The sequence below is a fragment of the Microbacterium sp. ARD31 genome, from assembly GCF_031844425.1.
The window spans coordinates 17,729-33,694 of sequence record NZ_JAUZVE010000027.1; the positions used below are offsets into that span (position 1 = coordinate 17,729).

Below are 15,966 nucleotides of genomic sequence, written 5' to 3' on the forward strand. Positions count from 1 at the left end.
CGGACCTCAGGACACGCACTGGCTGACGCTGGGGGAGCTGTCGGACCCCCGCGTCATCCGGAGGTCGAGGCACACCGACTCGGTCGTGCGCACGAGCAGCTGCTTCTCGGTGGTGGTGCCGTACTCGGCGATGTCGTCGCGGTAGTAGCTGAACTCGTCGCCCTCCCTCACGCGGACCGGCGGGTTCCATTCGAACAGCACCCCGCGCGCCGTACGACGACCGGTGAGGGTCGGTGCCTCGGTGAGCACGTCGGGCGACAGCGGGGACGGCGTCACCGACGTGCTCGGCACCACGACCCCCGGGTCCTCGTCGGGACCGCCGCCGAGCACGACGTACCCGAGGACGGCGGCCAGCAGGGCGGCTGCCACGCCCGCCCACACCAGCCGGGACACGCCACCGCGCTCGTCCTCGCCGTCGGGTGTCGCGGGGGCAGGGTCCTGGGCGGCGATGCGACGCGGGCCGCTGGCCGAGATCACGGTCACCGGCTTCATCGCGGTGGCGTCCTCGGGGGCGTCGGGGACCTCCGGCGGGGCGACCGAGGCGTCGGGGCGGTCGCCCTCGACGGCGACGGCCGTGCGCGCCCAGCCGGCGGCCGACTCGATGCGCTGCAGCGCCCGAGCGAGCTCGAGGGCGCTCTGCGGACGGTGCTCGGGCTTCTTGGCCAGGCACTGCTGCAGCAGCCGGTCGAGGGCCGGCGGGACGTCGGGCCGCTGGGTGGCGGGCGGTGCGGCGTGCAGGATGCGGGCGCTCAGCGCGCGGGTGGAGTTGTCGCCGGAGGGGATCGAGAAGGGCGAGCGTCCGACGAGGAGGTGCCAGATGGTGGCGCCGAGCGAGTAGACGTCGGAGGCCACGGAGCCGTTGGAGCGGCCGTCGAGCAGCTCGGGCGGTGACCACGGGTAGGAGATGCGGACGTCGTTGTCGCCCTCCACGTCGGCCATGTGCCCGGCGATGCCGAAGTCGGTCAGGGCGGGCTCGTGGTAGGTCGTGACGAGGACGTTGCTCGGCTTGATGTCGCGGTGCAGGATGCCCGAGCGGTGGGCGGTCTCGATCGCGCTGGCCAGCTTGATGCCCGTGGAGACCGCGTCGACCGGCGCCATCGGGTTCGAGCGCACCCGGACCCCGAGGTCGGGGGGCGGGCAGTAGCGCATGACGAGGAACGGCCGCCCGCCCTCGGCGGTCACGCCCGCGGTGATCACCGAGACGATGTAGGGGTGGTCGGCGAGGCGGGCCATCGCGTTGGCCTCGGCGGTGAACAGGTACTTCTCGCGGTCGGTGAGCGGCACGTCGGGGCGCACGACCTTCACCGCGACGCGCTGGCGCGGCCACTGCTGCTCGTAGAGGAAGACGTCGGCGAAACCGCCGCTGCCCAGGTGCTCGACGAACGCGAACCCGGGGATGACCGGGGCGCTCACCGGCCCACGGCCCCCGTCTCGAAGCGGACGGCATAGACGTGGGCCATGTCCAGGACGGTACCGGGTTCGAGGACGTAGGCGTCCCCGGGCCGCATCCGCTGCGGCTCGCGGCCGGGCAGGGCGATGGTGGTGCCGCCGCGACTGTCGAGGTCGCGGGCCACGACGTCCCAGCCGTCGAGCTCGATCTGGAGGTGCCGGCGGGAGACGAAGGAGTGGTCCTTCGGGAGGTGCACGAGGTGCGGCCAGTCGGTGCTGCCGTCGGCGGGCGCCGGCTTGCGACCGAGGACCACGCCGCGGTCGAGCGGCACGACCTCCCCGGTGGGCAGGCGCAGGCCGCCCAGCGGCGGACGCTCGACGCGTCGCGGCTCCTGCGGGGCGACCCGCTGGTGGCAGACCCGGCACTGGGGTGCGATCGGGGGAGTGAGGTGGCCGAGCGGGCAGCTGACGGCCAGCACCGTCGGGACGCTGCTCTGGTCGAGGTGGGCGGGGCGGTGGGTCGTGGCGCCGTCGTGGTCGTCGGCGGGGTCGCCGCCGAGGTCGCCTCCCGGGTCGGGGGACCGGTGCGGCTCGGAGGGCTCACGGATGGTCGTGTGGGTGCCCTCCTCGATGCGCGCGACCATCAGCGGGTCCGGCTCGGAGGTGTCGGGCAGGGCGCCGGTGTCCTCCACCGGTCGCAGCACGCGGGTGCGGGGCGGCGGCCCATCGGGACCCTTGGCGGCGAGGATGTCGGCCGGGATCCCGTCGATCAGCGCGGCCGGGGCGGGCGGTGGCTCGGCCTCCTGCGCACGGGTCACCGGCGCGGTGCGGGCCGACAGCGGCTTCAGTTCGACCCGGTCGGCGCCCACCACGCCGCCGACGAGCCGGCGCGTCGTCGGCACGTGCTCCGGGTCGTCGCCGCCGTCGAGGCTGAGCACCCGGGAGGGTCCCGCGAGGCGTACGTGGCCGGTGCCGCGCGACAGCGTCGAGGAGGCCCCGGAGGTGAAGTCGACGATCGCGAGCCCCGGCGGGTCGCCGTCGAAGTGCTTCTCCACGACGGCCATCACCCGCTCGACGACGGGGGCTCCGGACGGTGCGGTCATGGCCAGCACGTCCCAGATCTCCTGGACGACGTGCTCGTCACCGGGATCGGTCAGCAGCACCCAGTGCGCGCCGCTGCCCAGAAGCACCCCGTCCCCTGCGGCGTACCTCGCCTCCACGATCAACGTCGGCTCCCCTCGTCCACGCCCACGCGCCCATCATCACCCATCACCCACCGGCGGCGCACGCCGTGCCGACTTGTCCGAACCTTGACGCGATACATACCCTCCTGCTGGGTGACTGCGGCGGGCACGTCACTCGTGGGCCAAGGGGGGCTGGCGTGACACGGACGTCGTTCGTGCGTCGACACCGCGCGGGCATCGCGTCGGGTGCCGCGCTGGCCGTGGCTGCATCCGCGCTCGTGGCGTACGCCATCACCGCCGATGGGTACAAGAAGCACGAGGCCGAGCTCAACGACGGCGGCGTGTGGGTCGTCAACGGGGCCAAGGGCTGGTCGGGCCGGATGAACAAGCCCATCAACCAGCTCGACGGCGTCGTGCCGAGCCAGGACGGCAAGGCCCGCCTCGACGTCGTCCAGGACGGTGCCGCGGTCGTGACGATCAACCGCGACGCCAGTCGCGGACAGGCCATCGAGACCAGCCGACTGGAGTCCCAGGACGGCGGGGCCGCAGCGGTCCCCAGCGCCGGCGACATCGGCATGGGCGGGGGCACCCTCGCGAGCGTCGACGCCGAGACGGGTGACGTCTGGGCGGTCCGCTACGACGACCAGGTGGGCCGTCCGGTGATGAGCGGCATCGACCGGCAGGCCGACCCGCTCACCGAGACGGGCAAGGACGCCGCCCTCGCCGTCGCGCAGGACGGCACGGTCGTCGTGACGTCCGCCGACGAGGGCACCGTCACGACCCTCTCGCCCCGGGGCGCCACGCTCGGCAAGGCCCGCACCAGCGACCTCCCCGGCGATGCCGGGCAGGTGGACGCGGTCACCACGGTCGGCGACCGGATCGTCACGCTCGACACCGACGCGGGGGTGCTGCGCGTCCTCGACGGCGCCACCGTCCCCGTGCCGCCCCGCAGCGAGCTCCAGCAGCCCGGCCCCGCTGCCGGCGCCGTGCTCGTGGGCGCACCCGACGGCCTGCTCAGCATCGACCTCGGGTCCGGCGACGTCACCACCATCTCCACCCGGTCCGGCACCGCCGTCGCGCCGGTCCGCCTCGGCGCGTGCGTGTTCGGCGCCTGGTCCGGCGGCCGGGGCGCCGTGACGGTGCAGTGCGGCTCCGAGGTCGTCACCGACGAGCGGCTCGGCGGCGACGCCACCAGCCTGGCCTTCCGGGTCAACCGCGGCGAGATCGTCCTCAACGACGCGGTGAGCGGCACCGTCTGGGACGTCCAGCAGGAGCACCCGGTCAAGATCGACAACTGGGAGGCCTTCACCTCGAAGAAGAAGGACGACGAGGAGGACGAGAAGGACGAGAACCAGAGCGAGGCCGACCGCAGGCCGCCGCGGGCCAAGCCCGACGCGTACGGCGTCCGTGCCGGGCGCACCACGGTCCTCCACCCGCTCGACAACGACTCCGCGCCCGACGGGCGACTGCTCAGCATCGTCGACGTCGACCAGCCGGGCGGCGGCGCGCGGGTCGAGATCAGCCCCGACGGGCAGACCCTCGTGCTGCAGATGCCGGAGCAGGGACGCGCCGCGAGCTTCGAGTACTTCATCGACGACGGCCGCGACGGTCTCTCCGCGCACGCCGCGGTCACCGTCGACGTGCGCGAGCCCGGGCAGAACGAGCCGCCGGACGTGCGCCAGGGCTACAAGAAGCCGACCTACAAGGTGCCGCACGGCGGCGCCCTCGACGTGCCGGTCCTCGCCGACTGGCGCGACGACGCCGACGGCGACACGCTGCTGCTCGACTCCGCCCAGGCCGTGGGAGGAGCGGAGACGGGGGCGGTCGCCCGGACCACCGCCGACGGCCGGATCCGCTTCACCGCCCCGACCACCAGGGCCGACGGCCAGCAGCTGGTGCGGGTCGACTTCGCCGTGACCGACGGGCGTTCACCCGCGGTGAAGCGCTCGATGACCTTCCAGGTGCAGGCGCCGCAGGACCAGAAGTCCTTCCCCCCGACCGCGCAGCCCGACGTCGTCCGCGGCGAGGTGGGCAAGCCGATCAAGATCCGCCCGCTCCTCAACGACCTGCCCGGCTCCGACCCGGCCACCCCCAACGCCGAGCTCGTGCTGGGCGGCAAGGTCCCCCAGCAGCCGGGGGCGAAGGTGGTCTCGGACCTCGACGCCGGCACCCTGACGTTCACGGCGGACCGCCCGAACACGTACTTCCTGAACTACGACGCCGGCTACGGCAACGCCGACCTCGACCAGGGCACCATCCGGGTGGACGTCAAGCCGCGGCCGAAGCGGTCCGCGGACCCGATCGCGATGCCCGACACCCTGACCGTCTACGACCAGGCACCCGGCGTGGTCGACGTGCTCGCCAACGACCTCGACCCCGCCGGCGGGCTGCTCGTCGTCACCCAGGCCTCGGCCGACCGGGCCGGACAGCTCGACGTCGCGATCATCGACGGCCGCTGGCTGCGCATCTCGGCCCTCCAGCCGGACCTCTCGCCGATCACCCAGACGGTGTCGTACACCATCAGCAACGGTCCGAACTCCGGTGTGCGGGGCGAGGTCGTGGTCACCCAGCGGCCCGCCCCGGCCGACAACACGCCCATCACGGTGGCCGACAAGGTCGTCGTGCGCGCCGGCGCGTCGGTGTCTGCACCCGTGCTCGACAACGACATCTCGCCGTCGGGCGACCGGCTCACCCTGGTGAGCGACCTCGTCGACGCCGACGTGCCCGGCCGGCTCGAGGTGGTGGCGCCCATCGACGTCACCGGCGACGTGGGCACGGCGTTCGTCTCCGGCCGGATGGTGCGCTACGTCGCCCCGGCCAGGATCGCGGAGCGCGACACCTTCACGGTCCCGTACGTCGCCCGCAACCTCGACGGCAAGCGCGCCACCGGCCGGCTGCAGGTGACGGTCGTGCCGGCCGACGACCCCAACGACCCGCCGGAGCCGCCCACGCTGGAGGGCCGCGCGGTCTCCGGCGACACCGTCAAGGTCCGGGTGCCCGGGGTCGGCGTCGACCGCAACGGCGACCCGGTCACGGTCACCGGCATCACCTCGGCCCCGCGGCTGGGCCGCATCGTCTCCTTCGGCGGCAACTTCCTGGAGTACCAGGCCTACCCCCGCACGGTCGGCACCGACGAGTTCACCTACTCCGTCGTCGACTCCGAGGGCGCCTTCGCGACCGGCACGGTCCGGGTCGCGGTCGTCGCGCCCGGCCAGCCGCAACCGCCGCTCGCGGTGGAGGACCGGCTGACCGTCGAGCCCGGGCGCACCGCGACGTTCGACCCGCTGGCCAACGACTTCGTCGCGCCGGGCGACGCCGTCGACGTGCGGCTGCTCAGCGGCCCCGACGGCGCCGAGCTCGACCCCAGGACGAACCTGGTGACCGTGCCCGCGCCCGACGACCCGGCGGCGGAGCCGGTGGTGATCGTCTACAGCGTCACCAACGGGTTGAGCGAGTCCCGCTCGACGATGACGCTGGAGACCGCCGAGGACGTCAACAACCCGCCGATCGTCTACGACGCGTTCGGTCGCGCCGGTGACAGCGGCAGCGTGGTCGTGGACGTGCTCGAGGGGGCGTACGACCCCGACGGGCCCGCCGAGGACCTCGAGGTGGTCGACGTCGGCGGTGGCGCGCGGATCATCGACGGCGTGGAGGTGCGCGCCGACCGTGGCTCCGCACCGCAGGTCCTGCCGTTCGAGGTGCGCGACGGGGACGGCGCCGCGGCCACGGCGTCGGTCTACGTCCCGCCGACGGGCACCGGCCTGCCGTACGTCGTGCCGGGAGCCCTGATCGAGCTCGACCCAGGCGACACCGTGACCGGCAAGATCACCGACTACGTCGAGGCGCCCGACGGCGCCGAGGTGCGCCCGGCCTCGGGGCGGCGCTCGTACTCCGCCTCGCCCGCCTCGCTCACGGCCGGACCGGACGGCGAGAACCGGTTCTCGTTGTCCGCCCCCGCCTCCTACCGCGGCCCGGGTGCCCTGCTGGTCGAGGTCACCACGGCGACCGACGCGAGCGGCAACGAGGACACCTCGACGACCGCGGACGGCGCGACCGTCCTGCTGTCGATCCCCGTCTACGTCGGCGACAACGTGCCGTCGCTGGAGTGCCCCACGACCGTGGTCCCGATCTCGGCGGGGCAGCGCTTCGACCTCGACATCGCGACCTTCTGCAAGGTCTACACCGACGACCCGCGCGACGCGGCGGGCCTGGAGTACACCGCGGAGTGGAGCGAGGGCCTCGACGGCCTGGACCTCGGCAGCCCGGAGGGGTCCGTGGTCGCGGTCACCGCGGACGACACCGCCACCGAGGGCGGCGAGGCGGTGCTCGCCGTGCGGGCAGGTGACAGCAACACCGAGGTGGTGCGCTTCCGGCTGGCGCAGGCGCCCTCGCCGAGGCTGCTGCCCATCAAGGTCGACACCATGGAGGCGGGGCAGACCCGCACCTACGACATGCGCGACTACCTCACCGGCGGCGTGGCCGACCCGGACCCGACCATCCTCTCGGTCGACAGCATCGGCAACTCCGGCGTCCGCGCGAGCTTCGAGGGCAGCCGGTTGACGCTGACCGCCGCGAAGGACGCCCGCGGCGTGCAGGCCGGCTTCCGCATCGTCGTCAGCGACATCTCCTCCGACGACCCGCCGGCCTCGCGCCGTGCGGAGGGCCGCACCCAGTTCCAGGTCGTGGGCACGCCGTCACCGCCGGGCGAGCCGCGGCCCTACCGGAAGTTCGACCAGGAGGGCACGGTCACCATGTCGTGGGCCCCTCCGGACGACGACGGTGGCGCGCCGATCCTCTACTACTGGGTCCGCGAGGAGCGCTCCGGGGACAAGCAGCGGTGCGACACCAACGAGTGCGTCTTCCGCGGTCTCGAGAATGGCCGCAACTACAGCTTCCGGGCGGCCGCGGTCAACCGCGTCGGGCAGAGCGAGTGGAGCGGCCTGTCGCAGTCCGCCCAGGCCGACACCGCTCCCGGGCGCGTCCAGAACATCCGGATGACCGACCGCGGCGACGGCACCATCACCCTCGCCTGGGACAAGCCGGCGACGAAGACCTCGAAGATCCTCGACTACACCATCACGTGGGTCGGCGGGCAGGCCGTCGTGGGCGGCGAGCAGGAGTCGTACACCGCCGTGGGCCTGGACAACAACGAGAAGTACGTCTTCACGATCAAGGCGCACAACAAGGTCGACTACTCGCTGCCGCGCTCGTCGCCCGAGATGCAGCCGCTCGGCACGCCGCCGGCACCGGCCGTCCCGACGGTCACCGACCTCGAGTCGGGGGCCAACCAGACCAACCTGCGCATCGCCTGGCAGGCGGTCCTGCCCGAGGGCCCGGGTCCGACCGTCTACACGGTCACCTACAGCAACGGGCAGACCACCGGCGCCGTGCCGGGCTGCCAGAGGATCGCCTCGCTGACCTGCACCCACGCGGGCGTGCCGTACGACGGCCTCGTCTACACCTACCGCGTGACCGCGGCCAACATCACCAACCGCTCGCAGCCCAGTGACGGTGTCTCGATCGAGGCGGTCGGCCGCCCAGCCGCGTGGGGCGCGTTCCAGGTGTACGGCACCGGCAACAACCAGGAGGCGGAGATCCAGTACACCGTGCCGGACGCCCGCGGTGCGACCAGCAAGGTCGACATCCTGGTGGGCGGCCTGGTCCAGCGGCAGTTCCCGCAGCAGACCGGACCGAACACGATCCGCTTCCCCGTGCCGAGCAACGAGCAGCCGTACCCGGTCCAGCTCCGGGTCTGCAACGAGAACGCACCGGCCGGCTGCACGCTGAGCGGCCAGCAGAACGTCCAGACCTACGGTCCGCTGGGTGGGATGCTCGACGACGTCGGGGCGCCCACGGTGAACGGCAAGTCGCTCACCTGGACCATCACCGGCTCCAGCAACGGCGACCCGGCGGTGCTGGACATCTCGGTCGACGGGCGGGTGGCGCAGACCGTCAACCTCACGGGCGTGGGCCGGTTCTCCCAGTCGTTCACCGCGTCCACGGCGAACTTCGAGCAGGACATCAGCCTGTCGGTGACGCTGCGGGACACCTCGCCGGGGAACCGCGGCACGGACAGCTCGTCGCGCCGCGACCAGAGCGGTCCGCCCCCGGCGCCGGCCATCACGATCGCCCGCAAGGCCTGCAACGACAGCAGCGACAGCGCGGCCCCTGCCTGCACGTTCAAGGGCAACCCGCAGGGCCCGCTGCTGAGCGGCTGCACCGACGCGACCTGTGGCTTCCTCGTGATCGGCACGACCGACATGAACCGCCGCTACACCTGCAGCATCAGGAACTCCGTGCAGGGCGACACGTCGCGGACCTTCGACAGCAACGGCCAGCACGTGACGGACGTGTACTACCGCGTCGGCGTCCTGGACGTGACCTGCGACGAGATCGGCGGCAACCGGGAGGCCGGCTTCGTCTCCCGTGACTGGAAAGACCTGGCGGTGATCCCGTGAGTCCCGACCGCGCCACCTACGAAGGAGCAGCATGACGATCAGCCACGAGCAGGCCGAGTGGTTCAAGTCCACGTTCGACCAGCTCACCGACAACATGGAGAAGGCCGTGCTCGGCAAGCGCCACGTGGTGCGGCTGGCGCTGACGTGCCTGCTCTCGGAGGGCCACATCCTGCTCGAGGACTTCCCCGGCACGGGCAAGACGATGCTGGCGCGGGCGCTGGCCAACACGGTGCAGGGCAGCCACGCCCGCATCCAGTTCACGCCCGACCTGCTGCCCTCCGACGTCACCGGCGTCACCGTCTACGACCAGCACAAGGGCACCTTCGAGTTCCACCCCGGCCCGATCTTCCACACCATCGTGCTGGCCGACGAGATCAACCGTGCCTCGCCCAAGACGCAGTCCGCGCTGCTCGAGGTCATGGAGGAGGGCCGCGTCACCGTCGACGGGGTCGCGCACCCGGTCGGCAGGCCGTTCCTCGTCATCGCGACGCAGAACCCCATCGAGCAGGCCGGCACCTACCGCCTCCCCGAGGCGCAGCTGGACCGCTTCCTCATGAAGACCTCGGTCGGCTACCCCGACCGTCAGGCCACGGTCGAGCTGCTCAACAACGCCGCCGTCCGCGACCGGGCCGCCCTCGTCACCCCGGTGATCACCGCGGCCACCATCGCGCAGATGAGCGGCCTGGCCGACGAGGTGTACGTCGACCCGGCCGTGGTCGGCTACGTCGCCGAGCTGGCCGAGGAGTCGCGCCGCCAGCCGCACGTCAAGCTCGGGCTCTCGGCCCGCGGCTGCCTGGCGTTCGTCCGCGTGGCCAAGACCTGGGCGGCCGCCGACGGTCGTGACCACGTCGTGCCCGACGACATCAAGGACCTCGCCGAGCCTGTGCTCTCGCACCGCCTGCTGCTCGACGCGGAGGCCCAGTTCAGCGGTGTCGACGTGCAGACCGTGATCTCGCGCCTGCTGGACGCGGTCGCCCCGCCGACCGACCGCGTGGGGGCCTAGCACTCCCATGAGGCAGCGGTTGAACGATGCGCTCGAGGTCATCAAGCCGATCGGCTGGCTGGTCCTCGGGCTCGGCCTGGGCGCGGCGATGGTCGCCACGTTCACGGCGTGGCGCGAGCTCGCCGTGCTCGGCACCGCGTGCCTCCTGCTGCTCGTCCTCGCCGTGCCGTTCCTGCTCGGGCGGACCTCGGTCTCGGTCGACCTGAGGCTCCAGCCGGAGCGGGTGGCCGCTGGCGAGTCCGTGGCGGCCGGCGTGCTCGTGGTCAACCGCGCCGCGAGCCGCCTGGTGCCCACCACCCTCGAGGTGCCCGTCGGGTCGGCCGTCCACCGCTACGGCATCAGCTCGCTGGCTCCCGGCGCCGCGCACGAGGAGTCGTTCACCATCCGCACCGAGCGCCGGGGCGTGATCACCGTGGGCCCCGCGATGACGCGCCGCGGCGACCCGGTCGGGCTGTTCTCCCGCGACATGGTCTGGACGCCGGTGCGGGAGGTGCTGGTGCGCCCGCACCTGATCCCGATGGAGTCGTTGGGGGCCGGTCTGCTCCGCGACCTCGAGGGCGTCTCCACCGACGCGGTCAGCCAGAGCGACCTCGCCTTCCACGCCCTGCGCGAGTACGTCCCGGGCGACGACCTGCGGCACATCCACTGGCGCTCCTCGGCGAAGGTGATGGCCTCGACCGGCGAGTCAGCGCTGCTGGTGCGCCAGTACCTCGACACCCGCCGCAGCCACGCCACGATCGTGGTGGACGACCAGGCGTCGGCCTGGGCCGACCCGGAGGACTTCGAGACCGCGATGGCCGTCGCCGCCTCCATCGCCGTGCGCGCGGTGCTCGACGAGTTCGACGTCTCCTTCGTGTGCGGCCGGCACGCCTCGACGGGCTCCGACGGCCACCTGGCGCTCGACGCGGTCTGTCGCGCCGAGCTCGGCGACCGCGGGCTGGTGGAGTCCGGCCGCCAGGCCAGCTCGCTGGCGCCCGACACCAGCCTGGCGTTCTTCGTCGGCGGCAGCGGCACCGAGTTCACCGACGTGCTGAGGGCCGCAGCCGCCTTCCCGCCCGAGGTCCGGCGCTTCGGGATCGTGGTCGACCCCGAGGGCAACAGCCGCGTCACCGAGACGGGCGGGCTGCCCGTGCTGCACCTGGCCGCCAAGGAGGACCTCGGCGGCCTCCTGCGCTGGAGCGTCCGGTGAGCGACTCCCGCGCCCGCCGCACCGCGGCCACGACCGGCACCCGGACCCGCGTCCGGTCCCACCCGCTGCTGCCCGACCGCCACTCCTGGGTCGACATCGCCTTCACCCTCGCACTGGCCGGGGTGGCCCTGAGCGCGTTCGGCTCCTCCTTCACCGGGTCGTCGTACCTCGTGGTCGGGATGCTGGGCGCGCTGGTGGCCGTGGCGGTCACCCACCTGACCCGGGCGGCGGGCTGGCCCGTGCTGTCGGCCGTCGCGATCTGCCTGGTCGTGTTCTTCCTGCTCGGCGGACCGCTGTGCCTGCGCTCGCTCGGCGACGCCGCGGTGCTGCCGGGCGCGTCCACGCTGGGGCGGGTGGCCGACGAGGCGATCTTCGGCTGGAAGGACCTGCTCACCACGCTGCCGCCGGTCGACGGCGACGGTCCGCTCCTCGTGCTGCCGTGGCTGTCGGGGATGGTCGCCGGACTCACCGGTCTCGGCCTCGCACACCTGCCCGTGCGCCGCGCCTGGCTCGCGGCCGCGCTGCCCGTGGTCGGCATGACCGTGGTGCTGTCCGCCGTCCTGGTCGTCGGCGTGCGGCACCCGCAGTCGCTGCTCGTGCAGGGCACGGTCTACGCCGCCCTGGCCCTCGCCTGGCTGGCGCTCCGGGCCCGACGGGCCAGTGCCGCGGTGCAGGGCGGCAGCACGTCCTACGTCCGCGCCGCCGGTGCCGTGGTGATGCTCGCCCTCGCGGCCGGGCTGGCCTTCCCGGCCAGCGCCTGGATGGCGGGCACCGACGCCGACCGGACCGTCGCCCGCAACTGGGTAGAGCCTCCCTTCGACATCGGGCGCTACCCCTCGCCGCTCGCCGGCTTCCGGAAGTACATCGACCTCCAGGGCGGCGAGGACGACAGCAACGTCTACGACAAGGCGCTGTTCGACATCGACGGCGTCGCGCCCGGCACCCTCGTCCGCTTCGCGACCATGGACCGGTACGACGGCATGGTGTGGGGGGCGACCGACGACGCGCTGCCGGGCGCGGCCGACGACTCGTTCCAGCGGGTGTCGTCCACGATCGACAACCCCGTGGAGGGCGACGAGGTCGAGGTCACCGTCACGCTCGGCGAGGGCTGGTCGGGCGTGTGGCTGCCGACCGTGGGTGCCCTGCGCTCCATGCACTTCGAGACCGCCGACGCCCGTGAGAAGGCTGAGGTCTTCCGCTACAACCTCGCCACCTCCACCGCCGTCGTGCCGAGCGGCCTCCAGCCGGGCGACCGCTACTCCTTCACCGCGGTCGAGCCCGACGACGAGCTCACGCCGGAGACGGTCGGATCGGCCGAGGTGACCGCCCTGCCGCCGGGTGCCGCGTTCATCCAGGGCCCCACAGAGAAGTGGACCGAGCAGGCCGGCAGCGACCCCATGGACCGCGTCTTCGCGGCCGCCGACCACCTGCGCTCCGAGGGCAGGTACTCCGACGGCGTCGGCCGCACCGAGCGCATGTACGTCGGCGGCCACAGCGTGTGGCGCCTGTCCGACGAGTTCGTCAACGCTCCGCAGATCGTCGGCAACGACGAGCAGTACGCCGCGACCATGGCGCTGATCGCCAACGACATCGGCGTCCCGGCGCGGGTCGTGCTCGGAGCCACGGTCCCCGAGGGCGGCCGGGTGATGGGCCGCGACGTGTCGGCGTGGGTGGAGCTGCGCGCCGCGGACGGCTCCTGGCGCACCCTGCCCACCGACGCCTTCATGTCCCGCACGCCGCCGGCCGACCAGGTGCCGGAGACCAACACGCCGATGTCCGGCACGGTCATCCCGCCGCCCAACCCGATCCCACCCCCGTCCGACGCGGGGGAGCAGAGCGACGCCGACCTCAAGGAGCGCAAGGCCACCCGCAAGAAGAGGGCCGAGCAGGATGAGGGGCTGATCCCGGGCGTGCCCGGCTGGGTCGGCACCGTGGTGAGGTACGTCGGCCTGCCGCTCCTGCTCGCCGCGCTCGTCCTCGGTGCGATCGTCGCCTTCAAGGCCTGGCGCCGGCACCGGCGCCGGAGCGCGGAGTCCCCGTCGGCCCGCTTCGTGGGCGCCTGGCGTGAGCTCGTCGACCACGCGCGCGACCTCGGACAGGTGGTGCCGCTCGGCCCCACGGTGACCCGGCGCGAGCAGTCGGCCGGCATCGTGTCCGGCCAGGCCGGTGCCCTCGCCCGCCGCGCGGACAGCTTCGTCTTCGGCCCGAGCGCTCCCGAGGCGGCCGCGGCGGCGACGTACTGGGAGTCCATCGACGCCGAGCGCCGGGCCATGTCGCAGGAGGTCGGGCGCTGGCAGCGGCTGCGGGCGGCGGTCAGCCTGCGCTCGCTGCGCCGTACGCCACCGCGCGGCGCGGCCGCCGGTGCGGAACCGGGGGAGGGGCGCGCCGCCGACGGCCGGGTCCCCGGCGCGCTCGGGCGGCTGCGCAGCCTCGCTGATTGGCGTTCTCGAGGGGCGCCTGACTAAACTGGTGCGTCGGCCCAACGTGGGCTGTGTTTCGTGGTGCCTCGCGGCTGCCCGGAATCGTGACCGACTCGTCCAGCGTGACGGATCGGCGTGTGCCCGGGAAGAGGCTCCCGGATCCGCCCACGAGGTCCACCGGCCACCTGCGAGCAGGAGCCGGGCGGTTCCCGGGCCACGGTAGACAACGAGACAACAGATTGTGGAGGACATGCCGAAGAAAGAAGGCGTGATCGAGATCGAGGGCACCGTCGTGGAGGCCCTTCCCAACGCCATGTTCCGCGTGGAGCTGGCCAACGGGCACAAGGTGCTCGCGCACATCAGCGGCAAGATGCGACAGCACTACATCCGGATCCTCCCCGAGGACCGGGTCGTGGTGGAGCTCTCGCCGTACGACCTCACCCGGGGTCGCATCGTCTACCGCTACAAGTGACCAGCCAGCCGAGTAGCAAGGAAACGTTGACATGAAGGTCAACCCCAGCGTCAAGCCCATCTGTGACAAGTGCAAGGTCATCCGCCGTCACGGCCGGGTCATGGTCATCTGCGAGAACCCCCGCCACAAGCAGCGGCAGGGCTGATCGCTGCGGCCGGCTCCGCCGTCCGCACCGATCAGGGCACGACCAGCACAACTGAATCACCACACAACGTGATCGCTAGGCCAGGCGCCGCCTGAGTCGAAGTCACCTCCGGAGCACCGGCCGGAGCCCACCCGAGGCGGGATGGGACGCGACACGAACCGAAACCGATGCGAGAACAGACAAGGAAACCGCCACATGGCACGCCTCGTTGGTGTTGACCTCCCGCGCGACAAGCGCATCGAGGTCGCCCTCACCTACATCTACGGCATCGGCCGTACCCGCGCCCAGCAGCTGCTCGCTGCCACCGGCGTCGACCCGAACGCCCGGGTCCACACGCTCGGTGACGAGGAGCTGGTCAAGCTTCGCGACGAGATCGAAGCCAACTTCAAGATCGAGGGTGACCTCCGCCGTGAGGTCCAGGCGGACATCCGCCGCAAGATCGAGATCGGCAGCTACCAGGGTCGTCGCCACCGCATGGGCCTCCCGGTCCGCGGCCAGCGCACCAAGACCAACGCGCGCACCCGCAAGGGCCCCAAGCGCACCGTCGCCGGCAAGAAGAAGGCCAAGTGACCGCACGCCTCACGGCGTCTCACTGACCTCTTCCCACGAAGCTTCCAGACCAGAACCTCACAGGAGTTACTGAATGCCTCCCAAGAGCCGCGCGACCAAGGTCCGCCGCAAGGAGAAGAAGAACGTCGCCCAGGGCGAAGCCCACATCAAGAGCACGTTCAACAACACCATCGTCACGATCACCGACCCGACCGGTGCGGTGATCTCGTGGGCCTCTGCCGGCACCGTCGGCTTCAAGGGCTCGCGCAAGTCCACCCCCTTCGCCGCCCAGATGGCTGCCGAGGCCGCCGGCCGTCGCGCCATGGACCACGGCATGAAGAAGATCGACGTCTTCGTCAAGGGCCCGGGCTCGGGTCGTGAGACCGCCATCCGGTCGCTGGGTGCCATCGGCCTCGAGGTCGGCACCATCCAGGACGTCACGCCCACCCCGCACAACGGATGCCGGCCGCCCAAGCGCCGCCGCGTCTGACCCGAGACTGAGAAAGAGAGACTGAAACATGGCCCGCTACACCGGTCCCATGACCCGCAAGTCGCGCCGTCTCGGTGTCGACCTCGTCGGCGGCGACGCTGCCTTCGAGAAGCGTCCCTACGCCCCCGGCCAGCACGGCCGCGGCCGCATCAAGGAGTCCGAGTACCTCCTGCAGCTGCGTGAGAAGCAGAAGGCCCGCTTCACCTACGGCGTGATGGAGAAGCAGTTCGTCCGCTACTACAAGGAGGCCAGCCGTCGCCAGGGCAAGACCGGCGACAACCTCCTGCAGCTCCTCGAGTGCCGCCTCGACAACGTGGTCTACCGCGCCGGCTTCGCCCGCACGCGCCGCCAGGCCCGCCAGCTCGTCGTGCACGGCCACTTCCTGGTCAACGGCAAGAAGGTCAACATCCCGTCCTTCCAGGTCAGCGACCACGACATCATCGACGTGCGCGAGAAGTCGCTCGAGATGACGCCCCTGATCGTGGCCCGTGAGACCCACGGCGAGCGCGTCGTCCCGGCGTGGCTCGAGGTCATCCCCTCGCGGATGCGCATCCTCGTGCACCAGGTCCCGGTCCGCGCGCAGATCGACGTGCCGGTCCAGGAGCAGCTCATCGTGGAGTACTACTCCAAGAAGTGACTCACTGTCGGTGGTCGTCCGATGCCTCGG

Annotated in this window: 11 protein-coding genes; 9 read left to right on the plus strand and 2 right to left on the minus strand. The window is 72.3% G+C overall.

What is annotated here, in order from left to right; translation table 11 throughout:
• Positions 1–6 precede the first annotated feature (6 nt).
• Both Q9S36_RS35665 and Q9S36_RS35670 read right to left on the minus strand, forming a co-directional pair.
• Complete coding sequence (locus Q9S36_RS35665) at positions 7–1,413, minus strand: serine/threonine-protein kinase (protein ID WP_311289533.1); 1,407 nt, start codon at positions 1,411–1,413, stop codon at positions 7–9.
• Complete coding sequence (locus Q9S36_RS35670) at positions 1,410–2,579, minus strand: FHA domain-containing protein (RefSeq protein WP_311289534.1); 1,170 nt, start codon at positions 2,577–2,579, stop codon at positions 1,410–1,412. The genes Q9S36_RS35665 and Q9S36_RS35670 overlap by 4 nt, the downstream gene beginning before the upstream one ends.
• A 191-nt stretch (positions 2,580–2,770) precedes the next feature.
• On the opposite strand from Q9S36_RS35670, the gene Q9S36_RS35675 reads away from it, so the two are divergent.
• The 9 genes from Q9S36_RS35675 (at position 2,771) to rpsD (ending at position 15,936) form a co-directional block, all read left to right on the plus strand.
• The gene (locus Q9S36_RS35675; protein WP_311289535.1) at positions 2,771–9,031 is read left to right on the plus strand and encodes an Ig-like domain-containing protein; all 6,261 of its coding nucleotides are present in this window, start codon (positions 2,771–2,773) and stop codon (positions 9,029–9,031) included.
• A gap of 31 nt (positions 9,032–9,062) precedes the next feature.
• Positions 9,063–10,034, plus strand: coding sequence for a MoxR family ATPase (locus tag Q9S36_RS35680; protein WP_311289536.1), 972 nt, complete (start codon positions 9,063–9,065; stop codon positions 10,032–10,034).
• Between the two features lie 7 nt (positions 10,035–10,041).
• Positions 10,042–11,223, plus strand: a complete 1,182-nt coding sequence (locus Q9S36_RS35685; protein WP_311289537.1) for a DUF58 domain-containing protein — start codon at positions 10,042–10,044, stop codon at positions 11,221–11,223.
• Positions 11,220–13,688 (plus strand): transglutaminase-like domain-containing protein, encoded by a 2,469-nt coding sequence (locus tag Q9S36_RS35690; RefSeq protein WP_311289538.1) that lies wholly within the window; start codon positions 11,220–11,222, stop codon positions 13,686–13,688. Before Q9S36_RS35685 ends, Q9S36_RS35690 begins: the two co-directional genes overlap by 4 nt.
• A gap of 205 nt (positions 13,689–13,893) precedes the next feature.
• Positions 13,894–14,115: a translation initiation factor IF-1 gene (gene infA, locus Q9S36_RS35695; RefSeq protein ID WP_056599768.1), complete on the plus strand. Its 222-nt coding sequence runs from the start codon at positions 13,894–13,896 to the stop codon at positions 14,113–14,115.
• Between the two features lie 31 nt (positions 14,116–14,146).
• On the plus strand, positions 14,147–14,260 hold the full coding sequence (gene rpmJ / locus Q9S36_RS35700; protein WP_004008316.1) for a 50S ribosomal protein L36: 114 nt from the start codon (positions 14,147–14,149) through the stop codon (positions 14,258–14,260).
• Positions 14,261–14,455: 195 nt separating this feature from the next.
• A complete protein-coding gene (gene rpsM / locus Q9S36_RS35705; protein ID WP_116570804.1) occupies positions 14,456–14,830 on the plus strand; it encodes a 30S ribosomal protein S13 in 375 nt (124 codons plus the stop codon).
• A 73-nt stretch (positions 14,831–14,903) separates the two neighbouring features.
• A complete protein-coding gene (gene rpsK, locus Q9S36_RS35710; protein ID WP_056906616.1) occupies positions 14,904–15,299 on the plus strand; it encodes a 30S ribosomal protein S11 in 396 nt (131 codons plus the stop codon).
• 28 nt (positions 15,300–15,327) lie between these two features.
• The gene (rpsD, locus tag Q9S36_RS35715) at positions 15,328–15,936 is read left to right on the plus strand and encodes a 30S ribosomal protein S4 (protein WP_311289539.1); all 609 of its coding nucleotides are present in this window, start codon (positions 15,328–15,330) and stop codon (positions 15,934–15,936) included.
• Positions 15,937–15,966 lie beyond the last annotated feature (30 nt).